Origin of the sequence: Synechococcus sp. PCC 6312 (assembly GCF_000316685.1) — a bacterium.
GTDB lineage: Bacteria > Cyanobacteriota > Cyanobacteriia > Thermosynechococcales > Thermosynechococcaceae > Pseudocalidococcus.
Genome location: NC_019680.1, coordinates 2,178,587 through 2,203,678, shown reverse-complemented (window position 1 = coordinate 2,203,678; position 25,092 = coordinate 2,178,587). Strand labels below are relative to the sequence as shown.

Annotated in this window: 24 protein-coding genes and 1 riboswitch; of the genes, 7 read left to right on the top strand and 17 right to left on the bottom strand. The window is 50.3% G+C overall.

The genetic code is table 11. The annotated features are described in order from the left end of the window. Positions 1 to 56 precede the first annotated feature (56 nt). The gene (locus tag SYN6312_RS19380) at positions 57 to 3,098 is read right to left on the bottom strand and encodes a glycoside hydrolase family 9 protein (protein ID WP_015124909.1); all 3,042 of its coding nucleotides are present in this window, start codon (positions 3,096 to 3,098) and stop codon (positions 57 to 59) included. A 553-nt stretch (positions 3,099 to 3,651) separates the two neighbouring features. Here SYN6312_RS19380 and SYN6312_RS10765 point away from each other — a divergent pair. Then, positions 3,652 to 5,586 carry a GTPase family protein gene (locus SYN6312_RS10765; RefSeq protein WP_253276338.1) on the top strand — a complete coding sequence of 645 codons (1,935 nt, stop codon included), beginning with the start codon at positions 3,652 to 3,654 and terminating at the stop codon, positions 5,584 to 5,586. 35 nt (positions 5,587 to 5,621) lie between these two features. Here SYN6312_RS10765 and SYN6312_RS20760 read toward each other — a convergent pair whose 3' ends face one another. From SYN6312_RS20760 to SYN6312_RS10745, 5 genes are all read right to left on the bottom strand, one after another. Continuing rightward, entirely contained in the window at positions 5,622 to 5,753 is a 132-nt protein-coding gene (locus SYN6312_RS20760; protein ID WP_015124907.1) for a hypothetical protein, read from the bottom strand. 91 nt (positions 5,754 to 5,844) lie between these two features. Next, positions 5,845 to 6,747, bottom strand: a complete 903-nt coding sequence (locus tag SYN6312_RS10760) for an alpha/beta fold hydrolase (RefSeq protein ID WP_015124906.1) — start codon at positions 6,745 to 6,747, stop codon at positions 5,845 to 5,847. A gap of 52 nt (positions 6,748 to 6,799) precedes the next feature. Next, positions 6,800 to 7,267, bottom strand: coding sequence for a dual specificity protein phosphatase family protein (locus tag SYN6312_RS10755; protein ID WP_015124905.1), 468 nt, complete (start codon positions 7,265 to 7,267; stop codon positions 6,800 to 6,802). Positions 7,268 to 7,480: 213 nt separating this feature from the next. After that, positions 7,481 to 8,209 (bottom strand): pentapeptide repeat-containing protein, encoded by a 729-nt coding sequence (locus tag SYN6312_RS10750; protein ID WP_015124904.1) that lies wholly within the window; start codon positions 8,207 to 8,209, stop codon positions 7,481 to 7,483. Between the two features lie 83 nt (positions 8,210 to 8,292). Continuing rightward, positions 8,293 to 8,673, bottom strand: a complete 381-nt coding sequence (locus SYN6312_RS10745; RefSeq protein WP_015124903.1) for an MGMT family protein — start codon at positions 8,671 to 8,673, stop codon at positions 8,293 to 8,295. A 202-nt stretch (positions 8,674 to 8,875) separates the two neighbouring features. On the opposite strand from SYN6312_RS10745, the gene SYN6312_RS10740 reads away from it, so the two are divergent. The 4 genes from SYN6312_RS10740 to SYN6312_RS18340 all read left to right on the top strand — a co-directional run bounded on the left by SYN6312_RS10740 (position 8,876) and on the right by SYN6312_RS18340 (position 12,915). Continuing rightward, positions 8,876 to 10,021 carry an iron-containing alcohol dehydrogenase family protein gene (locus SYN6312_RS10740; RefSeq protein WP_015124902.1) on the top strand — a complete coding sequence of 382 codons (1,146 nt, stop codon included), beginning with the start codon at positions 8,876 to 8,878 and terminating at the stop codon, positions 10,019 to 10,021. Position 10,022: 1 nt separating this feature from the next. Next, a complete protein-coding gene (locus tag SYN6312_RS10735; RefSeq protein ID WP_015124901.1) occupies positions 10,023 to 11,204 on the top strand; it encodes an aspartate aminotransferase in 1,182 nt (393 codons plus the stop codon). 164 nt (positions 11,205 to 11,368) lie between these two features. Continuing rightward, positions 11,369 to 11,755 (top strand): fluoride efflux transporter CrcB, encoded by a 387-nt coding sequence (crcB, locus tag SYN6312_RS10730; protein WP_216594143.1) that lies wholly within the window; start codon positions 11,369 to 11,371, stop codon positions 11,753 to 11,755. 26 nt (positions 11,756 to 11,781) lie between these two features. Beyond that, positions 11,782 to 12,915: a glycosyltransferase gene (locus tag SYN6312_RS18340; protein WP_071880533.1), complete on the top strand. Its 1,134-nt coding sequence runs from the start codon at positions 11,782 to 11,784 to the stop codon at positions 12,913 to 12,915. Positions 12,916 to 12,934: 19 nt separating this feature from the next. Here the strand turns inward: SYN6312_RS18340 and mreD are convergent, their stop codons facing one another. The 9 genes from mreD to cobG form a co-directional block, all read right to left on the bottom strand. Further along, complete coding sequence (mreD, locus tag SYN6312_RS10720; protein WP_015124898.1) at positions 12,935 to 13,483, bottom strand: rod shape-determining protein MreD; 549 nt, start codon at positions 13,481 to 13,483, stop codon at positions 12,935 to 12,937. Further along, entirely contained in the window at positions 13,443 to 14,213 is a 771-nt protein-coding gene (gene mreC, locus SYN6312_RS10715; RefSeq protein WP_015124897.1) for a rod shape-determining protein MreC, read from the bottom strand. The genes mreD and mreC overlap by 41 nt, the downstream gene beginning before the upstream one ends. 73 nt (positions 14,214 to 14,286) lie before the next feature. Beyond that, a complete protein-coding gene (locus SYN6312_RS10710) occupies positions 14,287 to 15,327 on the bottom strand; it encodes a rod shape-determining protein (protein ID WP_015124896.1) in 1,041 nt (346 codons plus the stop codon). A gap of 133 nt (positions 15,328 to 15,460) precedes the next feature. After that, positions 15,461 to 17,095: an alpha-D-glucose phosphate-specific phosphoglucomutase gene (locus SYN6312_RS10705; protein ID WP_015124895.1), complete on the bottom strand. Its 1,635-nt coding sequence runs from the start codon at positions 17,093 to 17,095 to the stop codon at positions 15,461 to 15,463. A gap of 87 nt (positions 17,096 to 17,182) precedes the next feature. Next, the gene (locus tag SYN6312_RS10700; RefSeq protein ID WP_015124894.1) at positions 17,183 to 17,647 is read right to left on the bottom strand and encodes a YbhB/YbcL family Raf kinase inhibitor-like protein; all 465 of its coding nucleotides are present in this window, start codon (positions 17,645 to 17,647) and stop codon (positions 17,183 to 17,185) included. An 84-nt stretch (positions 17,648 to 17,731) separates the two neighbouring features. After that, positions 17,732 to 19,159, bottom strand: a complete 1,428-nt coding sequence (gene pxcA / locus SYN6312_RS10695; protein ID WP_015124892.1) for a proton extrusion protein PcxA — start codon at positions 19,157 to 19,159, stop codon at positions 17,732 to 17,734. A gap of 100 nt (positions 19,160 to 19,259) precedes the next feature. Next, positions 19,260 to 20,027: a precorrin-2 C(20)-methyltransferase gene (cobI, locus tag SYN6312_RS10690; protein WP_015124891.1), complete on the bottom strand. Its 768-nt coding sequence runs from the start codon at positions 20,025 to 20,027 to the stop codon at positions 19,260 to 19,262. Continuing rightward, positions 20,024 to 20,653 carry a precorrin-8X methylmutase gene (locus SYN6312_RS10685; RefSeq protein WP_015124890.1) on the bottom strand — a complete coding sequence of 210 codons (630 nt, stop codon included), beginning with the start codon at positions 20,651 to 20,653 and terminating at the stop codon, positions 20,024 to 20,026. The genes cobI and SYN6312_RS10685 overlap by 4 nt, the downstream gene beginning before the upstream one ends. Further along, complete coding sequence (gene cobG / locus SYN6312_RS10680; protein ID WP_041430826.1) at positions 20,650 to 22,053, bottom strand: precorrin-3B synthase; 1,404 nt, start codon at positions 22,051 to 22,053, stop codon at positions 20,650 to 20,652. The genes SYN6312_RS10685 and cobG overlap by 4 nt, the downstream gene beginning before the upstream one ends. 44 nt (positions 22,054 to 22,097) lie before the next feature. Then, a riboswitch (cobalamin riboswitch) is annotated at positions 22,098 to 22,246 on the bottom strand. A gap of 93 nt (positions 22,247 to 22,339) precedes the next feature. Here cobG and SYN6312_RS10675 point away from each other — a divergent pair. Beyond that, the gene (locus tag SYN6312_RS10675; protein ID WP_015124888.1) at positions 22,340 to 22,924 is read left to right on the top strand and encodes a (2Fe-2S) ferredoxin domain-containing protein; all 585 of its coding nucleotides are present in this window, start codon (positions 22,340 to 22,342) and stop codon (positions 22,922 to 22,924) included. On the opposite strand, the gene SYN6312_RS10670 is transcribed toward SYN6312_RS10675, so the two are convergent. Then, the gene (locus SYN6312_RS10670; protein ID WP_015124887.1) at positions 22,921 to 23,451 is read right to left on the bottom strand and encodes a Dps family protein; all 531 of its coding nucleotides are present in this window, start codon (positions 23,449 to 23,451) and stop codon (positions 22,921 to 22,923) included. The genes SYN6312_RS10675 and SYN6312_RS10670 overlap by 4 nt on opposite strands. Positions 23,452 to 23,889: 438 nt before the next feature. On the opposite strand from SYN6312_RS10670, the gene SYN6312_RS10665 reads away from it, so the two are divergent. Next, positions 23,890 to 24,162, top strand: a complete 273-nt coding sequence (locus SYN6312_RS10665; RefSeq protein WP_015124886.1) for an Asr1405/Asl0597 family protein — start codon at positions 23,890 to 23,892, stop codon at positions 24,160 to 24,162. A gap of 78 nt (positions 24,163 to 24,240) precedes the next feature. Here the strand turns inward: SYN6312_RS10665 and SYN6312_RS10660 are convergent, their stop codons facing one another. Further along, positions 24,241 to 24,873 carry a hypothetical protein gene (locus SYN6312_RS10660; RefSeq protein ID WP_041430825.1) on the bottom strand — a complete coding sequence of 211 codons (633 nt, stop codon included), beginning with the start codon at positions 24,871 to 24,873 and terminating at the stop codon, positions 24,241 to 24,243. Positions 24,874 to 25,092: the final 219 nt, after the last annotated feature.

The window sequence follows — 25,092 nt, the reverse complement described above, 5'->3', positions numbered from 1 at the left end:
TTTTATGACTTGTCCAGGCCAGCCTGAGTCACGCCATTTTCTCAGTCAAAAGAGGCTCAAACCCCCCCGACATTCGGAATGGTAATCCCTGGCAAGCTATTGAGTTGACCATCCGTTAAGGGATTGCCGCCAAACTGTTGATACATCCGCGCCAGAGCACCTGTTAAACCCGCGTTGTAGTCTAAGGCCACCTCATTAGCCACATAGTCATTCCGCTGATCTTGATAGGCAAAATCATTGGCAGAGGTCGGGCCACCCACAAGAGCACCGTAGAGAATATGGCGATTGGGGAGAGGATCATTAATGTTAGTCACTCCTGATGCGCCGCGATGATGGGGATTCAGGGCGTAATTTGTCCCAAAGCCGACCATGTAGCTAAAGTTGCGGGGGTTGTCACCGAGGAGATAATCAATTTGGCTCTTAGCTAAGTTGGCGTAGCGGCCATTTTTGTCATTGACGGTATCCGCATAAATGCCCGCCAGCATCGCCGTATTGGCCGCATAGCGATTCGACCCCCATTGAGTCAACCAGGCCAGGCCCCCAGAGGTATAGGAAATCCCGTTGCCGCTGCGATCTGACCAATAATCCAGCCAATTTTCCACATCGGTTTTGTAGCGACTCTTACCCGTTTCTTGGGCCAGCAACACCCCCACACCGTAGGATTTATCGTCCCAGTTTTGCGTCCAGCCGCGACCAATGCCGTTGTAGAGGGATTCCGCCTTGGTTAAGTAGGAGGTATTCCCCGTTGCCTTATAGAGCCAAGTTGCCCCCCAGGCCAGTTCATCATTAAAGCCGCTCCAAGAGTTGTAGTAGTTTTGAATTTCGGGAATGCTGTCGGAATATTTACCCCGGTATTGATCAGCAAAGTTATAGAGTTGAATCGCATTTTGCAGCAATAAATTCGCGTATTGGGGATTAGAAGCCTTAAACAACATCGACGCGGCGGCCAAGGTAGCAGCGGATTCCCCAGCGAGATCGGATCCGGGATTTTGGCGATCAATCTTAAAGGCAGGCCGGGCCATGGTCATATTTTCCGGCGCACCCCAATAGGCATGGTCTAAAGATGGTCGGCCCACCTGGCCCCAAAAGGCTTTCGTCCCTTGGCTGTCGGTTTCGTGGGCCTTGAGAATATAATCTGTGCCCCATTTGATCGTGCTGAGGAGTTCATCCAGTTGGCCGCTTCGGGTGTAGGCCGGGGTATATTCCAACCCGCCCCAGGCCAGCATGGTCATCGAGGCCGCCATCGGTAAGCCAAATTTCCCATGATCCCCGGCATCGTAATAGCCACCCGTTAAATCCCGGCCGACATCTTGGCCATCGTTCAAGGCTGAATTGCCGCGCCAATCAATCCGATTTGTGGGAGGTAAGGCTCCAGAGCGGTTGGCTTCATAGAACAGAAAGGATTTTTGCAGGGCTTCCCCATAATTGAATTTTGCTGCCGGGACTTCATTGCTAATAATGGTTCCGGTTCCGGTGGCTTTGGCTAGGGTGGCCTGGGTGGGGCTGCTGAGAACTAGGCTAAAGGTTTCCGGATATTCCTGGAGCGTGTCATCAATAATCGGAATTGCAATGGTTTTGCTGGTTTCCCCAGGGGCAAAGGTGAGGGTTCCGGTGCGGTTGGTAAAGTCTTGACCGGCGGTGGCAGTTCCGGATTGGGTGCCATAGTTGACGGTGATGCTGTTACTGCTGGCCTGGGAGAGGTTAACCGTAAAAACAGCATTGGCATTGAGGCCTTCCGTAACCGTCAGATCGTTGACCGTGAGAGTGGGCAGTGAAGGCGGGGGTTGGATCGAGTTACCATTAAAGACCAAATTGCTGGGGGGCGTGGTGACATTGTTCGGATTGTTGCCATTGAAGCCAAAGGAAATGGTTTGGTTGGGGTTTAGGGTGCCATTAAAGCTGGCATTTTTAATCGTATAGGTATTGCCCTGACGGCTAACAATTTCAGCATTCCAAATGTTCGTGATCGTGAATGGGGCATCAAATTTTAATGTCCAGCCATTGACGGTTTGGGTCGCCCGATTGGTGATGTTGAAGTTACCCGTAAAGCCCGAATTCCAATCACTAACAATATTAAACGTCACGGCTTGATTAGGTAGCGGTGGAGGGGCAATATCGTTATCAATAATTGTGGCTGTACCCGTGGTTTTCGCAATCGTAGCCTGTTGAGAATTACTGAGGCGGACTGTAAAGGTTTCGTTGTTCTCGACAAGGGTGTCGTTCAAAATTGGAACACTAATGGTTTTGGAACGTTCTCCCGGATTGAAGGTGAGGGTTCCGGTGCGGCTGGTGTAGTCTTGTCCGGCGGTGGCGGTTCCATTGGCAGTGGCAAAACTAACGGTAACGGGGGTTGTGCTAGCCTGAGAAAGACTGACTGTAAACACCCCATTTCCCCGATCTTCACCAACTGAAACATCATTGATACTCAGGGTTGGTAAGGGCGGCGATGGGGGCACATCATTATCGGTGATTGTGGCTGTGCCTGTGGTTTTCGCAATCGTGGCCTGTTGAGCATTACTGAGGCGGACTGTAAAGGTTTCGTTGTTCTCGACAAGGGTATCATTCAAAATTGGAACACTAATGGTTTTGGAACGTTCCCCCGGATTGAAGGTGAGGGTTCCGGTGCGACTGGTATAGTCTTGACTCGCAATCGCTGTTCCGTTGGTAGTAGCAAAACTGACTGTAACTGGGGTCGTGCTGGCCTGGGAGAGAGTCACGGTAAAAACTGCATTTCCCTTATCTTCCCCAATGGATAAGTCATTGATACTGAGAGTTGGTAGCGGTGCAGGGGCGGGGGTGGTTGTGGTCGTCAGGTTGAGATTAGTCACAGGTGGCGGAGTTGTCCCGGTATAGTTAGCGGTGAATCCGACATTGACAACTTGGCCTGGGGCAATGGTTTGATTCCACTCAGCAAAACGAATTGTGTAGCGGCTGCCTTGGCGACTGACAATTTCTGCATTCCAGATGTTGGTGATAGTAAAGGAGGCATCAAATGTCACAGTCCAGCCTTTTAAGGTTTGGGTTGGACTCCCGACAGCTAATTTTCCATTGAATCCATTTTGCCAAGTTTCCGTAACAGTATAGAGAACATTACTCATAATTGAATTCCATGCCAAAGGTAGCGATATAGAAAAACTCTATGCGCAGTGATTAGTGATCAAAATCAACCCAATTTTTCACAAGATCATCAACATAACATCTGTCTGTTTAGATGCCAGGGGAATGCAGTCAGAATTTTTTTGAGGTTTTACTCTGAGAACCATAGCATTGACGAACCATGATCATCAAAGTTCCTGACTTAAACATATTTTTTTCAAATTTCCTGTCGCTGGGATGCTCTGTCTCTCATGAAGAGGCTTGATGGAGCTTTAAGCGTGGTGATTCTAGCTTTGAGGTCAAATGATGGAGCTTTGAGCTTGGTGATTCTAGCTTTGAGGTCAAATGATGGAGTTCTGAGCTTGGTGATTCTAGCTTTGAGGTCAAATGATGGAGTTCTGAGCTTGGTGATTCTAGCTTTGAGGTCAAATGATGGAGTTCTGAGCTTGGTGATTCTAGCTTTGAGGTCAAATGATGGAGTTCTGGACTGGAAATCTGGAGTTCTAACCTGGGGGACTCATCTTGCTCAGGGTTGGGGAGACTTGGCTAGAGTAAATGAGAGTTTTCCCAAAGCAGACCATGATCAAACTCCAAAGCTGGCAGATTGGCGTGTTGGCCTTACCGATAGTGGCGGTGGGGGGCCTGGTGACGACTGCGGCGATGATCCAAATTCATACCTGGGGTCTGGATTGGCTGTGGGCAGTGGTGATTGTCATGCTCCTGGCCTGGCGGTTACTCCTTTTGCGTTGGTTAGCTCCATCGGCGGAAACAGAACTGCTCACGACTGATTTCTCTCCCCAGGTCCTGCGTTCAACCCCTGCCACCTCTGCACAAGATCAACAGGCCCAGGCCCGGATTCAATCTCTGCTCCAGACCGCCCGCAATGATCCGCCCCCTTGGGATAACTGGCCCCTGTTTTGGCAACGGATGCAGGCCTTACTGACAGAAGTGGCTTTGGTCTATAACCCGACTGTCAAGCGGCCTTTGCTCCATATCTACGTTCCCCAGGCCTATCGGTTGATGCGCGACACCGTGGAGGATGTGGATCGTTGGATGATGACCTTGGGGCCGGTTCTAAATCGAGTTACGGTTGGGCAAGCCATTCAAGCCTATGAAATCTATGAAAAACTGGCTCCGGCGGCGCGGTGGGGACTCCAGGCCTGGAACTGGGTGCAGTGGATCACGAATCCGGCCGTGGCGGTGACAAAAGTCGCGACCCAAGGCAGTCAAACCAAAGCTAATCAGGAACTCTTAGCCAACCTGGGGCAACTATTACGGGAGCAAACCCTCCGAGCTTTGGGAATTCGAGCGATGGCCCTCTACGGGAGTAAGACCACCCTGCCAAGCCTGCCCGACCCGATCCTAACGGTAAAAACTCCCCAAACCGAAACCCTGGCGGACATTCTCACCCAGGCCAGTGATCTGAACCAACTCGCAGCGGCCCCCCTGAACCTCTTAATTGCTGGCCGCACCGGAGCCGGAAAAAGTAGCCTGATTAACACCCTCTTCACCACGCCCCAAACCCAGACCAATGTTTTGCCAAATACCGCTGAGTTAAGTAGTTATCACTGGCAAAATCCCCAAGGTGAGGATCTGATTCTTTGGGACAGTCCTGGCTACGAGCAAATTAATCGTCCTGATTACCAGGCTCAGGTGGTGAACGCTCTCCAAAAGACCGATGCCCTGATTTTGGTTACTCCTGTGCTCGACCCTGCCTTGCAGATGGATCTGGAGTTTTTGGGACGGGTCAAAGCGGCCACCCCAGAAATGCCAATTGTGATTCTCGTCAGTCAAGTGGATAAACTGCGCCCGATCCGGGAATGGCAGCCCCCCTATGATTGGCAACATGGCCAGCGTCCTAAAGAATTGGCGATGCGGGAGGCCCTGAGTTACCGCCGCGACCATTTCCAGGCCTGTACGACCCATTTACTCCCAATGGTGATGGCTGATCCGAGTCGCGACCGCCAGGCCTGGGGTGATATGGAACTGATTGAAACCCTCTTAGGACTGATTGATCCGGCCAAACAGGCGCGACTGGGACGATGTTTAAAAAATCGGGATTTACGGGTGACGGCAGCGCGCCAAATTATTGATCGCTATGCCCTGGTTATGGGGTCAGCCCAAGGGGTCACCAGTTTACTCAAAGGCCCGTTGCTGCAATTTATCTCCACCTTTTTAACCGGTTCTCCCGCCGCGGCTTGGGTTTTAGCTGAAAAACTTCCCTTGGAAAAATCTCCAGTGATTCTTGGTAAAGTGCAAATGGCTTTTGAGTTGTTTAGCCTTTTAGGGGATACCCGCACCATCCATAACTTTAACTTGGCCCAAATTTGGCCGTTGCTGTTGTTAGATGAAGGCACTCTCGCTGCGCAGGCCTGGGCCCTGGGGCAAACCTTAATGGAATATTGGTCATTAAACGGGAAGAGCGATACCGCCTCTCAGTCCTTAAACCTCGAACCACGATACCGCTACTTATTAGAAAAACAAATTTAACTCAGTTCAATAATGGCAAGCCGAAGGCTACTCCGTCAGCTAGGGCTGGGGCTAGGGCTAGCGGGAGATTCAGTAGGAGCAGGTTCACCACCACCACAGGCAACCAAAGCGGTACTGGAAAGACCTAGGAGTAAAGCCAAGGCTAAGAGTTTGACAGTCGTTTTCATAGAGCTTAGGAATCCTCAATATTAATAATTCGAGTCAAATCTATTCATACCAAGAGAATCTGGACTTGACAAGATCACCACAAAAACGAAGTTAAGGAGAATTGCCCACCTCCAAAAAATTTTTGACAGCTAGGGTGAAGGCCGCCGTAGATTCGTAGGGTAAAACATTCCGTCCGGCTATCTCCACTCCCTGGGCCTGGGGCAGAGTTTCCAGATAGGGGGTCATCTGGTTAGTGGCGGGACGATTGCGGGCCTCGCGACTAATACTCGAAGCCTGATCGCCCATAACAATCAAGATCGGGGCCTGAATTTGAGACAGGAGCGGCTGATAATCTTTCCGCCAAAACCCCGATAAGAAAGAATAGACGGCATGACGGGTTTCTAAGGACTGACACCCTTGGGCTAAGAGGTCCAACCATTCCTGATCCACATCTTGGGGATGCGCAAACAGTTGCTTGATCGAAAAATCTCGTAAAAAGGCTTCGCTACGGGCATAGAGATAAAATCCCCACCCCAGCGGTGAATCAAACAGGTTCCAACTGGCTTGCTGCGGCCAGGTGTCCTTGGTTTCACTGATTAAACTCCAGGCCGGGGGGCCACTCCAAACCATCCCTTGCACCCACTGGGGATATTTGACTGCAAACTCTGCCGCCACTGGCATCAATGCGCCTTGGACAACTAGCACCGCCGGCCGTTTAACAATCACCTCAAAAAACTGCCCCAACTGATCCGCCCAATCCTCTGGATAAAAGGCCACATGGGGTAAATCACCATCCCCACAGCCGAGTAAATCTGGGTTGTAAATGGCCGCCGTCCCCCCCATCTCAAACCAGGCCTGGCAAAATCGCCCCCAAAACCGCCGCGATAAGCCGACTCCAATGGGATGAATTAAGACTAACGGGGCCGGGTCAACACCACTTTGGGCCGGGTAATGCTGATAGACGCATTGATAGGTTTGCCAACGGTAGGCCTGGAGGGGAGGAGAGGCAATCATAAACGGGTCAACCTAACGCACACAGTTTCCAGCCTAACCGTTGGTAGCGTCTTTAGGAATTAACTTGCTGGGCCTGGAGGTAGGCTTGCATCACCCGAACTTGATGGTGATCGGGATGGGCATAACTGTGACAGCGTTTAACTTCAGCAATGGCCGCCTCAAGGGGCAGATTCTGACTCTGAGTCAGGTACAACGCACAAACTGAGGCCGAGCGACCCACCCCTGCTAAACAATGGACATAGACCGTATGTTGCTTTTTGAACCACTGTTGAAGAATCGCCATGGCCTGGGCAAACTGTTCAACTTCCGGTACTCCCCCTTTAAACCCATCGGGAATCGGCACGCGCTGCCAAAGGAAATTACTGCTCAAGTCTTTCGGTAGCTCAATTTCCGTGGCTTCTGTCAAGGTTAAAACCGCTGTAATCCCAACTCGGCGTAAGTAGAATGTGGATGCACTGGCATTGGGAACAGAACCAACTGCTAATTGATTTGGTAATATCCAGGAAAATCGTTCGGGCATAAAAGGGACACCTTATAAAGCAACGATAAGCACAGCCACTCTCTCTGAGAGTCTGACCGATCTGGGATGGGTTCTAGATGCGCTCAAAACTCAGTCAACGTCAGGCAATGCAGTCGGGGAAAGTGTGCGTTTAGATACCGATCATAGTTCATCAGTACCGAGGCGGCTGTATTTCCTGCCTTAGAAATCTAGCTGGAGTTTATAGAAGATAATTTATGACACCTTGACCATCCCGACAATCTCTGGATTGAACCCGGCCGGGAATTTAGTCCGCTCATCATAACGGGCATTGCGGCGATCGGCTCCACTCAGGTTGGCCTGGGTCAAGTCGGCTCCACAGAAGTTACAGGAGTGAATATCCGCCATGGACAGATTGGCTCCCTGGAGATTGGCATCTTCAAAATTCGCTCCCTGTAAGTCCGTTAAGCGGAAATTGGCCTGACTGAGGCTACTACCTTGAAAGTTGGCCTGGTTGAGTTCCTGGGCCTGGCAGTCAATTCCAGTCAGGTCAAGCCCGCGAAAGTCTCGCTCTCCTTGGGTATAGGCGGCAATCAGTTGGGCAGCATTGAAGGCGATTGTGGGTGTGGCGAGTTCTGGGCCTGGAGAGCGATTTAGGGGCTGGGGTGGGGGACTGACGGGGCGGGTTTGGGTGGCGGCTTGAGGGGAACCATGGCGGTGGATAGTTTCTAAATAGGCATCCGTTAAGTTGGCCCCAATCAGACAGGTATTCCCAAGACTAGTCTGGTCAAGATTGGCCCGTTCTAAATTGGCATCTCGGAGATCACAATTTTCCAGGTTGGCCTGGGCTAGATTTGCGGCCTGGAGATTGATGCCCACTAGGACAGCCCCTTGAAGATTTGCACCTACCAAATTAATCCCAACAAAGTTACGTTCCCCTTGCTGGTAGCGTTTTTGCAGCTCTGCGCCTGGGTCTTGGGCCATAGGTATCTATTGGGGGTTGGGGCTAGTTAATTGGGTTGAGTTAGAGTCAGTCTTAAGTTTAATAGTCTGAGTTTTAGAACAAATTAAGCCTTGGGCAATTCCATCTGGGATGACGGGGGGAGAGGCGGGCCTGGCCAACCATATTTTTTCAGGTTAATTCGGTCGGCTCCATCAAAGATAATCCCCTCAGTCTCTAATCGCCAGCGTTGGAGGTCATCATTCCCTTGACGTTGGGGAGCATAGGAAATTTCCCCTTGGGCGTTAACAACCCGATGCCAGGGAATTTCAGAGTCTGGGGCGACCCGAAACAATGCATATCCCACTTGCCGGGCCTGGTTGGGTAGTCCTAAGAGTTGGGCAATTTGGCCATAGGTGGCGACTTGTCCGGCGGGAATTTGGCAGACAAGGGCATAAATTTGGGCATAGCGCGGGGATGGGGACTGGGGTTGCGGCTGAAAAGACATGGGCGGCTTGCAGAGGACTTGCTCCACTATCCTAGGGGGAAATATGGCCGGTGATTTTTATCTTTGGCCAGGTGACTGAGTCACAACCAGGCCCGGAAATGACCGTGAATCAAGGTTAAGATAGGAGATCACCACGATTAGCCATTGACTTAGCCTAGGAATTACAGTTGGCTGCGGTGGGTTGTTTCCTTGTCCTTTGTCTATGAAGCCCCTCACGACCTCTGATTTACTGCCAACCCTGACCATTGCTCCGGCCCAAGTTCAGCGTGGATGGGGAATTTTAGCCCAGGCCCCGGAACTAATTGCCAATTATGGCCACAAGCCCTTGATTATTGGTGGTCAACAGGCCCAAGCTGCCATTCGTCCCCATTTAAGCCATCTGAAAAAAAGCCAACTCCTCCTGGCCTGGGGGTCTCCGGTGCAAGATTGTAGTGAAGCCACCTTAGCCATCCTTGAAACAGAACTGACGGCCCACAGTGGGAATGTGATTATTGGGGTTGGTGGGGGCAAAGCACTGGATACAGCTAAGTTAGTCGCCCAGCGGGCCAAGTTACCGATTATGACTATTCCCACCTCAGGAGCAACCTGCGCGGCCTGGACAGCCCTATCCAATGTTTATAACGCGGCGGGGGCCTTTCAATACGATGTCGGCTTAACCACTTGCCCAAACCTGTTGTTGTTGGATTATCAACTCATCGCCACAGCCCCAAAACGCACCTTAATTGCCGGAATTGGGGATGCCTTGGCCAAATGGTATGAAGCCTCGATCAGTAGTGGTCATTCCCAGCAAACTCTGATTATTGCCGCAGTTCAACAGGCCCGGGTGCTCCGAGATCTGCTGCTCCAAAAATCTCCAGAAGCTCTGACGGAAATTGGCGGCCCGGCCTGGCAGGAAGTGGTAGATGCCACGGTGTTGATGGCGGGAATGATTGGGGGCCTGGGAGGGGCGCAATGTCGGACGGTGGCGGCCCATGCGGTTCATAATGGTTTAACCCACTTGACCTTAACGAAAAAAAGTCTTCACGGTGAAAAAGTGGCCTATGGGATTTTAGTCCAGTTACGTTTGGAAGAACTGATCCAAGGTAGTCACTTAGCTGCATCCTCTCGCCAACAACTCCTCAGTTTTTACCGGGAGATTGGTTTGCCCACTACCCTATCTGATTTGGGCCTGGGGGATATTTCGTTGCGAGAACTGGAAACCGCGGCAACCCAGACCTGCTTGCCCACGTCTGATATTCACCACCTTCCCTTTACTGTGACCCCGGCTGAACTAATGGCTGCGATGATCTCCACCACTGCCGAAACAACTGCGATGGCTCGTCCCAACTGTACGGAAGGGATTACCTAAGATGGGCCTGGATTGGATTAAGCCAGCCGACCGCCTCGGTTCTTTACCCCCCTATGTTTTTGCCCGTTTGGATGAGTTGAAAGCGCGGGCGAGAGAGCAGGGCCTGGACCTAATTGATTTAGGCATGGGGAATCCCGATGGCATGCCCCCACAACCCGTCATTGATGCGGCAATTCAAGCCTTTCAAGTCCCCAGCCATCATGGGTATCCCCCCTTTGAAGGCACCGCCAATTTCCGCAAAGCCATTACTCAGTGGTATCACCGCCGCTATCAAGTAGAACTGGATCCCGATGGGGAAGCCTTACCCTTACTGGGTTCTAAGGAAGGCCTGACCCACTTAGCCTTGGCCTATGTAAATCCAGGAGATGTAGTTCTCGTCCCCAGTCCGGCCTATCCGGCCCATTTTCGCGGCCCCGCCATTGCAGGAGCAAATATTTATCCGCTACTTCTCAAACCAGAAAATAATTGGCTGATTGACCTGAATCAGATTCCTGAAGACATTGCCCACCAGGCCAAGATTTTCTACTTTAACTATCCCAGTAACCCAACCGCGGCCACGGCTCCCCGGCAATTTTTTGTGGATATGGTTGAGTTTGCGCGGGAGTATAACATCCTCCTCGTTCATGATCTTTGTTACGCAGAATTGGCTTTCGATGGCTATCAACCAACCAGTTTGTTAGAAATTCCGGGAGCAAAAGAGATTGGGGTTGAATTCCATACTCTCTCCAAAACCTACAATATGGCCGGTTGGCGGGTTGGCTTTGTTGTCGGTAATCGGCATATTATCCAAGGCCTGCGAACTCTGAAAACCAATTTGGACTATGGCTTATTTGCCGTTCTTCAAACTGCGGCGGAAACTGCTCTAAACTTGCCCGATGAGTATTTAACCACCGTTTGTGATCGCTATCGAACCCGGCGTGATTTTCTCATTGCTGGCCTGGGAAAACTGGGCTGGACTGTCCCCAAAACTCAAGCGACGATGTATCTCTGGGTGCCTTGTCCCCTGGGGGTGAGCTCGACAGATTTTGCCCTGAAACTTTTGCAGGAAACGGGGGTTGTCGTTACACCTGGGAATGCTTTTGGCGAAGGAGGTGAAGGGTTTGTTCGGGTCAGTTTAATTACAGACTGCGAGCGGTTGGGGGAGGCCTTACAGCGGATGGAACAGGCCGGGATTCATTTTTAGTCGAGATTTCCTACCCCTAAATTCAGCTGGATACCAGGCCTTAAGCGGAGGATTAGAGGCGTTTTTAAGGCAGTCTCCAGGCCGGAACTTGTTACAATAGGGCAGTTTTTCAAAGCATCATGGCATTGGCCTCAATGTTCAGCAACCCAATCTGGAGAACACCAATGGCCATTGGCCTGGGAGCAATTGTCGGGGCTGTTTCCCGCTATGGGGTCGTCACCGTCTGCCAATCACAGTGGGGCCTAGGCTTTCCTTGGGGAACCTTGATTGTCAATATCTCTGGCTGCTATGTGATGGGGTTTGTGGTGGTCTTTTTTCTGAATGAGGCGATTCGGATTCATCCAGATCTCTATGTGATGATCACGACAGGATTTCTCGGTTCCTACACAACATTTTCCAGTTATGAGTTAGATACCTTCCTGCTTTGGCAAAACCAAAATGGGCAGATTGCCTTGTTTTATTGGGTTACCTCGGCGGCTCTGGGGATTATTGGGTTACGTTTGGGAGAGCGCACGGCCCAACGCTTTTTACCTCCCGATATTCCCAATTGAGTCAATTCCTACGTTAGATATAACCTGTGGCGAAACCCTTCCTATCCCTGTGCATGATTGTTAAAAATGAGGCCGCCCACTTAGCCCGCTGTTTAGCTAGTGCCCAGGCCTGGGTGGATGAAATTATTGTCGTAGATACCGGCTCAACGGATGAAACTCTGGCTATTGCTGAATCCTTCCAGGCCCAGATTTTTAGCTTTACTTGGTGTGATGACTTTGCGGCGGCGCGTAATGCTTCTTTAGAACAAGCCCAGGGGGAATGGATTTTTGTCATTGATGCCGATGAGGAATTAATCGTTACCGACCCGGCCTGGTTATCCCAACTTAGAGAACAAACAGATTTGAGCTATCAGCAATACTCAATTCGGCGTTTAGAGGCCCCCCAAGCTGAAAATAGCCCCACGATGACCGACTTCTGGATGAATCGTTTTGGTCGCAATCAAGGGGGAATTCACTATGCCGGCCGACTCCATGAACAACTGACTCACTCCGGTTCTTATCAAACGGGTTATTTAACAGGAGCTTACCTCTACCATCATGGCTGTACAACCCGGACTGAGATGATCCAGAAAATGAAAACCCGCAACATCCCTATTCTGGAGGCAATGCGGCAAGAGGGTAACATCGGCTTAATGTGGTTGATTACCCTTGCGGATCACTACAAGGCCTGTGGGGAGCTGGAGTTGGCCCAAGAATGTTTTCAAGCGGCCTATGAGCGGATTTTACCCAACCTACTTTCGGGAGAAATTCCTCAGGAAACGGGTTTTGTTAGGCAATTATTGTTTGTCTTGGCCTGGGATGCCCTCGAAGCTGAAGATTATGACCAGGCCCAATTCTTAATCCACAACGGGATTCGCTGGTTTCCCCACTATGCCCCCTTGATTTATTTAGCTGGCCTGTTGGTGTTCTATTTGGGGTTTTACTTGGGGGCAGTCCCCTATTTGGAGCAATGTTTAAGGATGGGGCAACGCCAAACCTATGATCGCAATGAACCCTTTGACCAGGCTTTTCTCAAGGCTCATCCGGCCTTTAGTTTGGGCTATTGCTGGCTGAAACTTGGACGAATCGATCAGGCTGAGACTTTTTTTGAATTAACTCTCACCCATGACCCCAATCATCAACCAGCCCAAGAACAACTCCAACAACTCAGGGAGCTCTAAGGTTGCCAGGCCTGGATATCTAATCCTTTCCCGCCTCAATTAACCACTGCCACCAAAGATTGAGGGGGGCATAGAGAATTGGGGCCCAAAGACTACTGAGAATTGCCGAACCGAGGGCAATCTGACGATGCTGTTGCCAAATCTCAGCCAGAGGACGGCTATTTTCCAGACTGAGTTGACCCGCAATGACCGTGGCACTAATGATCGCCATCGCAAAGGTAATCAGGGCAATGGAAATAAAGTCTTCAGAAACATACCGCTGTTTTTGGAGGAGCGCCGTAATCAGCCCCACAACTCCCAGAGACAGGGCATGGGTTGGTTGATGCCCCGTCAGCCCATCTTGAATCAGGCCCAGGCCGACACCACCAACAATCCCCTGCCAGGCCGGCCGCTTGACACTCCAAGCCACCACCCAAATCAAAAACCAGTCGGGGTTAATTCCCGTCATTTCCCAGGCCGAGTGATGCCAGAGGGCGGCCACCGCGCAGATAAAAATGGAGGTGACGATCACAACCCCATTTAAGCCATTACGGACTAGGGGTGAGAGTTGTTTGAGAGGATTGTCCATTCACCATTACCTGTACCCATTCCAACCGATCGACGGGGGCGGCTAATTGCACAATTGCGTGGGGGCGGGTCGGATCAGATAGATCTACTGATTCAATTACTCCGACAGGCAAACCGGCCGGAAATAAACTACTGAGTTCCGAAGTTAAAACTGCATCTTGGGGCTGCACCTTCGGATCTTTGTCAAAGAATTCTAAGACCGCCTTATTTCCCAATTGTCCCCGGAGAATACCCATTTGCCGAGTTCTACCCACGACCACCCCAACCCGACTGCTGGGATCCGTCAATAATAAAATCCGACTGGTATTGGGGGTAATGCTGGTAATTCGCCCGACTACGCCACCACTGGCTAAAACCACCGCCCCTTGGGCAAGCCCCTCACGACTACCCTGATTGAGTAAAACCTGCTGCCACCAATGATCCGCACTACGACCAATCACCCGCGCCACCACTGCTTTATTTTGTTTAACTTGGGGGATATTTAACAGTTGCCGGAGTTGGTCATTTTGGCTTTGGACTTCGGCTAGGCGTTGTTCTAGTTCCCACGTCCGGGCCTGAATTAACTGATCCGTATTATTGACACCGCCATAAATCGGTAATGTTACCACCCGATAAAGTTCGCGAATGCCCGCCCCATTGGTCTCTCGGACAACCCAGGCTACTCCTAAGGTCACTCCCGTTAATATTAACAGGCTGCTAAAGCGCGTCCACCACCGAACAACTGCCCCCATCGGTTTATTCCTGCCCTTGATAACGCTGCATCATGTTCTGACCTTGGGTGATGAGACTGGCCTGGTTAAACGCCTAGTGTGACATTGAACTTTGGCCGCCAAAGACCCGCCCTAGTTCCTTAAAGTTCTCCAAAACTCGGCCGGTGCCCAGCACCACACAGCGCAATGGATCCGGAGCCACGTGAACAACAATCCCGGTTTCATGACTAATTAGGGTATCCAGGCCCTTAAGGAGTGCCCCACCCCCTGCTAACATAATTCCCCGATCCACAATGTCGGCAGCCAGTTCCGGGGGAGTCCGCTCAAGGGTGCGTTTAATGGCTTCAATAATTCCTGTTAAGGGTTCTGCCATGCTTTCACGAATTTCTGGGGTTTTGATGCTCACGGTACGGGGTAGGCCAGAGAGTTGGTGTAACCCTCGCACTTCCATGAGTTCATCGTCGTAATGGTCGTTGGGATAGGCCGAGCCAATCCGAATTTTAATTTCCTCGGCAGTCCGTTCACCAACAATCATGTTGTGGACTTTCTTCATGTATTGAGTAATGGAATCTGATAATTCATCCCCAGCAATCCGCACCGATTCACTTAGGACTGTGCCCTGCATACTCAGCACTGCTACTTCGGTCGTTCCCCCGCCAATGTCCACGATCATGTTACCAGTGGGTTCTTCAACGGGTAATCCAGCCCCGAAGGCGGCGGCAACAGGTTCGTCAATTAAATAGACTTCCCGGGCTCCAGCTCCCCTGGCGGCATCTTCAATGGCACGGCGTTCAACCCCGGTCACACCACTGGGAATCCCGACCACGACCCGCGGCGCAAAGAGATTTTTTCCACCATGAACCTGCCGCATAAAGTATTTGAGCATGATCTCGGCCCGTTCAAAGTCAGCAATCACCCCATCCCGCAAGGGGCGCACTGCGACAACATTTCCGGGAGTTCGCCCCAACATCCGTTTGGCTTCTGTGCCCACGGCTAAGGGTTGTTGGGTAATTTGATCAATGGCAACAACAGAGGGTTCTTCTAAGACCACACCCCGCCCGGAGACATAAACCAAGGTATTCGCAGTTCCTAAATCTATGCCAATATCTCGCGAAAGTCTGTTAAACACTCCCACAGTTTTTTACCCCTGTCTTGGTAATGAATGAATCGCTGAATTGTAACAAAGTGGTTTACACAACAATGTGACGGATTTTAGTATGTTTGGGGTAACTTTGCAATTAAAAAGTTCTCCACGAAAGTCTTGCGTCTTAAGTAATAACAGTGGGTTTGTCTCGGCTGGTCAGCAGTTTGATTTGGGCGAGGGAGTCTGCCAGGCCAATTAAATCTTGCAACGCAATTTGGGCATCCAGGCCATGGTGTTGGGGATTGGGTTCATAGCGCTCTAAATAAACCCGCAGCGTGGCCCCTTCTGTCCCTGTCCCCGAAAGCCGAAAAACAATCCGACTCCCATCTTCAAAGCCAATCCGAATCCCCTGGTTGGCACTGACCGTCTGATCCACAGGGTCTTTATAACTAAAGTCATCGGCATAGGCAACCCGGCCGGCTCCCAGCGTTTTCCCCGTTAAGGTCGGCAGTTTGGCCTGGAGTTGAGACATCAATTCATTCGCCCGATCACTGGCTACCCCTTCGTAATCATGACGGGAATAAAAGTTACGGCCATAGGTTTGCCAATGTTGGGTGACAATCTCGGCCACGGACTCTTGCCTTACCGCGAGGATATTCAACCAAAACAACACCGCCCAGAGACCGTCTTTTTCCCGAACATGGTTGGATCCCGTGCCAAAACTTTCTTCTCCACAGAGGGTGGCCTGGCCAGAGTCGAGGAGATTACCAAAAAATTTCCAGCCTGTGGGGGTTTCAAAGGCCGGAATTCCCAATTGTTGGGCTACGCGGTCAGGAGCTTGACTGGTGGGCATGGAGCGAGCAATTCCAGCTAAACCCTGTCGGTATCCAGGAACTAGGGTGGCATTGGCCGCTAGGATGGCTAGGCTATCGCTGGGGGTGACAAAGAAGTTCCGACCCAGAATCATATTTCGATCCCCATCCCCATCGGAGGCGGCCCCAAAGTCCGGCCCATGTTCTGTGAACAGTTGCGCCACCAAGTCATGGGCATAGACCAAATTCGGATCAGGATGGCCGCCACCAAAGTCTTCCAAGGGAAACCCGGCCTGAACTGTTCCGGCGGGCGCACCTAAACGCTCTTCAAAAATTCTGCGGCCATAGGGGCCTGTGACGGCGTGCATGGCATCAAAAATAAACCGAAATGAGCCGCTGGCCATGAACTGCTGAATCCGGTCAAAATCAAACAACGTTTCCAAAAGTTGGGCATAGTCAGTCACGGAATCAATGACCTCCACAACCATGGTTCCGAGGGTGGTTTCTCCTAAGCGTCCTAAATCGACATCCCCCGCCGCAAGGATTTTGTAGGTTTCAATGGCCTGGGTGCGCTCGTAAATTGCCTTGGTCACTTTTTCCGGAGCCGGGCCACCATTACTGGTATTGAACTTAACCCCAAAATCTCCCCCAGGCCCCGCTGGATTGTGACTAGCTGAGAGAATAATGCCGCCAAGGGTGCGATATTTGCGAATAATGCAGGAGGTTGCCGGAGTCGAGAGAATCCCATTTTGCCCCACCTTAACCCGTGCAAAGCCGTTAGCCGCTGCCATTTTCAGAATAATTTGAATCGCTGGCTGGTTAAAATATCGTCCGTCTCCACCCACAACCAGAATTTGTCCCTGACAGCTTTCGAGAGTATCAAAAGTGGCCTGGATAAAGTTTTCAAGGTAGTGCGGCGTTTGAAAGACAGTAACTTTTTTACGCAGGCCAGATGTACCTGGTTTTTGATCTGAGAAAGGATGAGTCGCAACAACCTGAATCGTCATAGCATTCTGGATAAAGACTAGAGACAAGTTTACAAGTCTTTGACCAAAGCCGCTTAAGCGAGAGTATCCATGATTATTAAGGTCAAATTAACGGCGATAAAGACCAATTAACTCAGCCTTAGCTAAAATATGACCTGTCATTGCCGCAAGCACTTCGGCTTTTGTTTTCCCTGGCCTCAATTCCAATACGGTATCCACAGCAAATAACTGAAAAAAATATCTATGGCAGACTCCTGGCGGTGGACAAGGCCCAAAATAGCCCAACTGATTACGCGTTGTTAGGCCGTGATGACCTCCATCAGGGAGAACTGCCTTAGGGGGTAAGCTTTCGGATAAACTCGTTATATCCTTCGGCAAATCATAAATCACCCAATGATCAAACGTTTTACCAATTACGGCCTGGGCATCAGGATCATCCGTAACAACTACAAAGCTCTTTGTGTCAACCGGAGTATTTTTCCAAATTAATGGGGGTGAATGGTTGCCTCCATCACAGGTGTAGCGGGCGGGGATGTAACTATTGGGAGTAAATACTGAAGATTCAAGGTTCATGGCTAGGTTGATACAATGAATTTGATTTTAATTATGTTGGCAGCAATTTTTATCCTTATCCAGGTATTTTTAAAAGCTATTAACTTACTCATTCATATTCTTATAAGTTGCCACGGCTGAAGGTGAAATCTGATTCAGATAGCGGAAAATCCAATACTTAAAAACCGTATCCAACATCACTGGGAACGTGGCAATAAACATATCAATGAAGTCCTCGTTTTGAGGCAAGCCAAAGTGCTCCAGGGTATTGTTAACAATGACAGTCCAGCCGTGGGGTGAGTGGAAACCAACGAATACATCCGTAAACAGAATGATAATAAAGGCCTTGGCGCTGTCACTTAATCCATAAACCACTTCATCCATAAAGGTTTTCAGAATGGCAATTTGAGGCCGATTCAAGAGCAGCAGTAACGTAAACGCCGAAACTCCCAAGCTATCGGAAAGAATATTTTTCAGAGGTTCGATGAGTTCCTTTTGATATTCCGTAGAAAGTTCGATTGCTTTTTCCCGTAACTGCTCTTGGAGTTCGGCTGGCGGCACAGGAACCTGACTAATCAGACTTTGAAAGCGGATTTTATTTTCAAACTGATCTAATTCATTTAAGACCCGTTCCTGAATTTGGGTATTAATGATCATTTCAATTTTTCCCACTGCCTTAAAGTGGTTCACAATTGGCCCAATCACAAGTATTTTTGAAAGCTGTTGAGTCAGTAAAGGAATAATAATTAAAAGTAAGACAAAGCGAATTGCAATCCTTGTTCGAGCTTTGGATGTCCGAAAGTCCCGCACAATTTCTTCTTCATTGTTATCCCCTGGATCGAGTTCCCGGCGAAAACGATCTGCTGTTCGTAAAATTGAACGGGGAATAAAACCACTATCCAGCTTTGAGTCATCGGTTAAATCCTCATTACTGTAGCCCGACTCATAAAAAGATCCCAGTTCTAGGTTGGCGGGATCTGTCCTGGCAGAGGTGGGCTTTCTGGTTTTCTTTCCGTTCCCGTTCTGCTCTAGGTTTTGATGACTTAAGGACGGATTACCCAGGGCAACTAGCTCTGAATGATGGAGGCGTTTATAGCGGTTGAGGGTGGCATCAATAAACCGGAGCTTGGCAGGAATTGTCAATTCACCGGGATTAATGACCTCGGCGGTAATGGTATAGGTAGCGGCGGCTTCACTGTCTTGGTTGCCAACCGATTGATGATTACTGAGATTAGCTGGGAGTGTGACGGCTGGGGTAGAGGCATCATCAATTTCTAATATCCGATGGGTGGCCTTAAATTCTGTCAGACGCATCCGTACTGTTTTGAGAAGTTTTTGTAACTCGGCTTGAAAATAGTTTCCTTCTGACCCATCGCTGAGGGCAAAGCGACTAATGGGACGACCGCCAAAGTGCTCATTTTCAATGGCTCTGATTTTGAGGGCAGCAGTGTAGGAAGCATTGAGGGCCCGTTCTGGGGTAGAAAGATACCAATGTTCAGAATCCTTAATAAGCTGCCTAATTTTTTGAAACATCGGGAGAGTTAGCCCCTCAACCAAGACGGTACTAGAATCGTAGCAAATCCCAACTGTACACCCACGCTGACGAGTAATGGTGATCTGTTTTGGTGTGTCGTTACCGCTTGAGGGCTAGATCATCAGGTAGGCTAGAAAACGATGATGGGTTTTGAGCCAGGCCCCGGCTAGGAATAACAATTAAAGACCAGTAGGGGACTGTTTCTGGCGTAATTTCCCTCATCTGCCGAATTTGCTGAGTGGGTTGGGTTGCATATTCAATGTAGTGGGCCCGTTCTAACAATCCCAATTCCTCTAGAACATGATAAACCTTGGCAAAATGCCGCCCCAGTTTGAGAATAATCGCCGCATCAACCCCCCTAAGTTTGACCCGTAAATCAGCAATGTTTAGGGTGGCCGGAATCATGGTTAACACATCATTGCGAAACGTCAAGGGCACACCCAACATATCGGCACAGGCCAAGGTTGAGGAAATGCCCGGTACAACTTCTGTGGGAAACTGCCCCGCTAAACGCTGAAACAGATACATAAAACTGCCATAGAGCATGGGTTCCCCTTCACAGAGTACCGCCACATCCTGCCCGGCCTGGAGATAAGAGGCAATTTTAGCCGCGGCTGAGTCGTAATAGGGTTGGGAAGACCGCTCCACACTGAAAGGTAACGGTATCGGAATTTCAATCTGGTTGGCTTGAATATAGTCCGCCACGATGGCCCGGGCCAAAACTTTGCCATTTTCCATGCAGGGGTAGGCAATCACTGGAACCGTCGTGAGGATTCGATGAGCCTTGAGGGTGAGTAACTCCGGATCCCCAGGCCCAATGCCCAAACCATAGAGCTTACCGAGTTTGGTTTCTGTTGCACACATCATTCCTGCTCCTGGGCCAAGGCATTAATTGCGGCGGCGGCCATTGCACTTCCCCCTCGTCGGCCATGCACCGTTATAAAGGGAATTTGCTGGGGATGGGTGGCCAAGGCCTGTTTAGATTCCGCCGCCCCCACAAATCCGACTGGAAACCCCAAAATTAGGGCAGGTGGGGGTAGGCCCTGATCCAGTAATTCCAATAGATAAAACAAAGCCGTTGGAGCATTCCCAATGGCCACCACTGCTCCGGCTAAATGGGGTCGCCATAACTCAATCGCCGCCGCGGAACGGGTATTGCCAATGTTCACCGCCAGGCCTGGGACTGCCGGGGCATTTAACGTACACAAGACCAAATTATCCGCAGGCAGTCGTTGGCGCGTCACCCCCCCGGCCACCATTTGGGCATCACAGAGAATGACGGCCCCCTCCTGAAGAGCCTTGCGCCCAGTTTTGACGGCCCCCGCTGATGCCTGTAAATCTTTGACAATATCGGGCATTCCACAGGCATGGATTAACCGCACCACCACTGTCGCTAAATCCTGATCCAGGCCAGCTAAATTGGCTTCGGCTCGAATTGTGGCAAAGGATTGGCGATAAATTTCACTGCCATCACGGATATAGTCGTAGGTCATAATCTGCTAGAGTGGGCGGGCCCAGATTTTGGTCCTAACGTGGCGGCAATCAGGGGCAAGAGTTCCGCAAGCGGTTGTTGGGCCATGACTGGGGCCTGGTCATCCCGAAGATCTCCGAGATAGAGGCGATAAATATCTGGCCCAATGCCCAAAAGGGTGATCTCTGCCGGACTGGGTTGGGCGCAGGCCTTAGGGCAGGCGGTGAGGTGAATATTCACAGGGGTAGTTAAGGATAAGGACTCTAAATAGCCCCCTAGAACCTGGGCATCCGCTTGAGTTGGGGTTTGGGCCGCAGCACAGCCAGGTTTGCCAGCACAGGCGACAATACCTTGGGGATTTTCTGGAAAAGGGGATAAATTGAACTGGCTTAATTGCTCAATCACGGCTGGAATCTGAAGAGAGGGAGTATTAACGATTAGAACTGAGTGCCAAGGGGTGAGGCGCAAATCCCCAGAACCAAACTCTGAGGCCAAGCCCACCAGGCCCCGTAATTGATCTTTGGTCAGTTGCCCTTGGGGTAAGCCAATCCCGATATACACCTGTTCCGGCTCGGCCTGGGGGTGAATCCCAAGGTGTTGTTGACCAGGGTGGGTGGGAAGGGAGGGAATTTTGGGGTGGCGAGTGAGGGGAAAGTCTAAGTAACGGCGGGCCTGGTTTAAGAATGTTTCTAAGCCCCAATCAGCCATAATCTCTCGTAAACGGACTTTGGGGGGACGATCTGGGGCCTGGCAATAGTCAAGGTAAGCCCAAATCAGGGACTTAATTAACGGCAAGCCTTGCTCAGGAGAGACTAGCACACCTGTGGGAATCAATTTTTTCTCAATCCCAAACATTAAATGTAAATAAATCCCGGTCTCCAGGCCTGGGGCTATTTCTGGATCAACGGCTAGGGCGGTTAACTGGATTTCGTTATAGCGATGCTCGGCCACAGTTGCAGAACGCTGACCAATGCTGCACAGCCCGCCTCCATCCAGGCCAATGGAAAACTTGGCGGGTAATTGGGCCAGGCCGGGGTGATTTGCCCAAAAAAATTCTAACTCCCGTAGCCAAGGGGCAAAATTAACTAACTCGGCCGGATCACACCCTGCCAAAGGGCTAACCATGACATTGCGTAAGACATCTACAGCCGGATTTTGGGCGGCTAAGCCCAGTGCCTGTAATCGTTCTAAGACCTCAGGCCTGGGAATCTCCTTGAGTCCGCGCAGTTGGATATTGGCCCGATTCGTAATCTGTAAGGTTTCCACTCCCAGGTGCTCAGCCAAGGCCACCAGGCCCCGTCCCTGTTCACGCCTCAGTTGCCCCCCAGGAATGCGGATCCGTAGCAGTAAGCCATCAGCCGCCGTTACGCCATAAAACAGGCCTGGGCAGACAGGGGATAAAGAGTTTGTGAATGGGGGCAAATCTGACACCTAATCTCCGTGAACCGCAGAGAGGGCTAAATGAAAATGAATGTTCTATTCTCGATTGGCATTCTGACTTACTCCAATAACCTGCTGTCTCAAGTTATTTGGACTTTACAGTTGCGGCACAGTACCGGACTTTCACCGGGCTTTCCCAATCGAGCATCCCCTCATCCTAACATGGCTTGATTCTCCAGGCTGAAGCTCCCTGAGAAGCGGGCGCAGGGTAAAATCTCCAACAACAAATGTGCTAGCCTAGGCTTACTAAGAATGATTATTAATAATCATGATGACCCCCAAGTTTCCCCGCATCCAAAGATTCTCCCTCACAGGCGTGATTACAGCGTTTGATCAAGAAAAGGGCTCCTATCCTAAGGCGATATATCTCAAACATAATGAGGAAATCTATCGCATTAAGCTGACCAAACTAGCTCGTAAATCCCTCCAGCAGCCCCCAGGCCTGGAAGCCATTATCCAAGTCTCCGGGGAACGGGAATATAAACCGGAAAACAATCAATTTCGCTATAAAGCCCACGATTGCCAAATTGTTGCCTCCCCCCCAGAAAAAATCCTCTCTCCAGAGGCAGCGGTCTCCAGGGAGAAGGGCGTGAGTCAACTTGGAAAAATCTTAATTTGTCAAAAATCTAATTGTTGTCGCCGCGGTGGCACCGTAATCTGGGACGAGTTAACCCAAGAAATTGCCGCCCAAGGCCTGGAAGGACAAATTACCCTCAAAGCAGTTGGGTGTATTGGGGAATGTAAACGGGGGCCAGCCCTAGTGGTGATGCCGAGCAAAAGTCGTTTTACCCACGTCACCCCCAGCCAAGTTCCCCAATTACTCGCCGCCTGCACAATGCACCAGCAATCCTAGGCTTTCAGACTGTCTGCAGCCAAGAAATGGGCCAAATGGTAGGCCCGCTCTTCCGTCTTGAGCAAAATCTGATCGTACAAATAGGCAGTGGCCCGATCACCCAAGGTTTCGGCCTGGGCAGCTTGTTGACGCAGAATTTGGAGAAGGGATTGCTCTGCCCATAGATCATGGTTGATCATCTCCCGGCTGCTAAAGGCACCACTGGGTTCTGGAGTAAAGCAGCATAACTCTCCTAATTGAATAAAGTTAGCCGCCGGAATTCCCCCCAGGCCATTGAGCCGCTCACCCAAATCATGGACATGGCCCTGGACAGCTTCGTAGCAATCTTGGAAAAATTCATGCAACTGATAGAATTCGGCTCCCTCAACAACAAAATGATGCTTTTGATATTGCAGATACAAGGCCTGGAAACTAGCCAAAAGCCGATTCATGCCTTCACAGACTGGCGTGGTAGAGGCCAGATCCAGTAGAACAACATTTTCAGCAATGACCCCAAAATCCTGACGAGGTTGAGTCGTAGTTGTCATGGCAGTCTCTCAAATTTAAAGTTAGAGGTTAGTCGAATCTCACTACGCTGGGCAAGGAACCAGAGGTGGGTTATGGGCACAGGATATCCAAGTTGCCAAATTGATAATCCAGCGGAGAACCCTTGCCAATCGCAATAAGCTTACTTTATTGATAACATACTCGACCCAGGTTAGTCGCTGATTGTCGCCAAGATATTTTGGCCCAGGCCGGGTAACTAAGAAACTTTCTAGACTTGCTTCCTGTCTTTATTGCTATATAATATCAATAACTTTGCCGATACCCAGGTAATGACACTACCGACCCTAGCCTCACACCTTAGCAATAAGTGACTGCTGGCCTGGGAAAGCCTACTCCGATCTATCTTTTTTGCGAAAGACTGGCATTTTCAAGTATTGATTTATTTTTTTAAATTTACCTTTGGAGGATTTCCTCTCCCCATGCAGTCCCATTCCCACGCCCATCATGATTTCTCCGAAACAGCTCGGCATACTATTGCGGTGCGCTGGGATCATCGCTGGCCCATCTACCATCGGCTGTCTGGTTTGGGGATTCGCTGTTGGTGTACTCCCTATCAACCCCTCCAGGTAGAAATTTCTTCCCCAGCCGTAGCCATTCAAATCTGGAGTGTCATTCGCCAACTGACCACCTCTCGCCAAGAGCAAGCCGCTTGGTTGGGGCAGTGCTGGCAGCTTTCGACCGTTGAGTCTTAGGGCAAGTCTGTAAAACTTAGCCTAGAGGGATTTAGTCTCCTTAAAACCCTAGCAAGAACTCCTTCTCAATATTTCGGCCTAGGTGAGGGGATTGCAAGTGCGTGGGGGCAATTCCGAACCCGCATTGTAGAGATAAAAGGAGCCTAAATCTAAGACAGCATTCCGGTAGCGAATCTCACCCAGTAAGGGTTGTTTATCCTTATCGCCCTCTTTTCCACCGGTGAGATCAATGGCTTGATTCCGACTGTCATTAATGCCATAGGGGACGAGCTGGAGGGCATAGCCCTGTCGGGGATTAACAATAAATTTGCGAACTTCCACCTCGGCCACCTTCAAGAAGGGAGCCAATTGCCGATATTCAGAGGTTGGAGAGAGAGAACTGAGTAAATAGTTTATGGGTAATGTTCCGGTTGTGGAAGCAAGCCCGGAAATTGTGCTTTGATTTACGGTTCCAGCTAAACACCAAGAGACCGGAGCCGCTGGGCTTTCTCGATAGAGTCCGACAACGTTGTTGCCTTGTTTTGTAAAGATAAAACAGGTGCCACTGGGCTGGCCCGCCGGTAATGCGGTTGGGGGTTGGCTACAAACGCGGTAATTACCATCAGGCAAAGCGGCAATGGTTTCAACGGCTTGGGCAGCTGGGTTGCCAAGGAGGACTGTTAGCAGGCTTGTTGTCACTAAAGGAATGCCCAAGCGCAATGATGGTAGCATTTCCATTCCCCTAACCTTAACGTTAAAACTCTTCCACCTCTTAGCAAACATGAATTCCCGCCGAAAACCAAGACGACTTGTGCCAGTTTCGGGGGCTTAATGATTGCCTGTGCCAGTTTTTGATATCTGTGCCAATTAACCTAAATGGTCTGCGATAAATTGTGATCTGATCAACATCTGAGAATACTGTAGATAGCCACTGTGCATAGGCTAGTTTCC

Coding starts and splice junctions, on each gene's coding strand:
- SYN6312_RS19380 (WP_015124909.1), bottom strand. CDS start 3,098: ATGAGTAATGTTCTCTATACTGTTACGGAAACTTGGCAAAATGGATTC.
- SYN6312_RS10765 (WP_253276338.1), top strand. CDS start 3,652: ATGAGAGTTTTCCCAAAGCAGACCATGATCAAACTCCAAAGCTGGCAG.
- SYN6312_RS20760 (WP_015124907.1), bottom strand. CDS start 5,753: ATGAAAACGACTGTCAAACTCTTAGCCTTGGCTTTACTCCTAGGTCTT.
- SYN6312_RS10760 (WP_015124906.1), bottom strand. CDS start 6,747: ATGATTGCCTCTCCTCCCCTCCAGGCCTACCGTTGGCAAACCTATCAA.
- SYN6312_RS10755 (WP_015124905.1), bottom strand. CDS start 7,267: ATGCCCGAACGATTTTCCTGGATATTACCAAATCAATTAGCAGTTGGT.
- SYN6312_RS10750 (WP_015124904.1), bottom strand. CDS start 8,209: ATGGCCCAAGACCCAGGCGCAGAGCTGCAAAAACGCTACCAGCAAGGG.
- SYN6312_RS10745 (WP_015124903.1), bottom strand. CDS start 8,673: ATGTCTTTTCAGCCGCAACCCCAGTCCCCATCCCCGCGCTATGCCCAA.
- SYN6312_RS10740 (WP_015124902.1), top strand. CDS start 8,876: ATGAAGCCCCTCACGACCTCTGATTTACTGCCAACCCTGACCATTGCT.
- SYN6312_RS10735 (WP_015124901.1), top strand. CDS start 10,023: ATGGGCCTGGATTGGATTAAGCCAGCCGACCGCCTCGGTTCTTTACCC.
- crcB (WP_216594143.1), top strand. CDS start 11,369: ATGGCCATTGGCCTGGGAGCAATTGTCGGGGCTGTTTCCCGCTATGGG.
- mreD (WP_015124898.1), bottom strand. CDS start 13,483: ATGGACAATCCTCTCAAACAACTCTCACCCCTAGTCCGTAATGGCTTA.
- mreC (WP_015124897.1), bottom strand. CDS start 14,213: ATGGGGGCAGTTGTTCGGTGGTGGACGCGCTTTAGCAGCCTGTTAATA.
- SYN6312_RS10705 (WP_015124895.1), bottom strand. CDS start 17,095: ATGACGATTCAGGTTGTTGCGACTCATCCTTTCTCAGATCAAAAACCA.
- SYN6312_RS10700 (WP_015124894.1), bottom strand. CDS start 17,647: ATGAACCTTGAATCTTCAGTATTTACTCCCAATAGTTACATCCCCGCC.
- pxcA (WP_015124892.1), bottom strand. CDS start 19,159: ATGTTTCAAAAAATTAGGCAGCTTATTAAGGATTCTGAACATTGGTAT.
- cobI (WP_015124891.1), bottom strand. CDS start 20,027: ATGATGTGTGCAACAGAAACCAAACTCGGTAAGCTCTATGGTTTGGGC.
- SYN6312_RS10685 (WP_015124890.1), bottom strand. CDS start 20,653: ATGACCTACGACTATATCCGTGATGGCAGTGAAATTTATCGCCAATCC.
- SYN6312_RS10675 (WP_015124888.1), top strand. CDS start 22,340: ATGATGACCCCCAAGTTTCCCCGCATCCAAAGATTCTCCCTCACAGGC.
- SYN6312_RS10670 (WP_015124887.1), bottom strand. CDS start 23,451: ATGACAACTACGACTCAACCTCGTCAGGATTTTGGGGTCATTGCTGAA.
- SYN6312_RS10665 (WP_015124886.1), top strand. CDS start 23,890: ATGCAGTCCCATTCCCACGCCCATCATGATTTCTCCGAAACAGCTCGG.
- SYN6312_RS10660 (WP_041430825.1), bottom strand. CDS start 24,873: ATGCTACCATCATTGCGCTTGGGCATTCCTTTAGTGACAACAAGCCTG.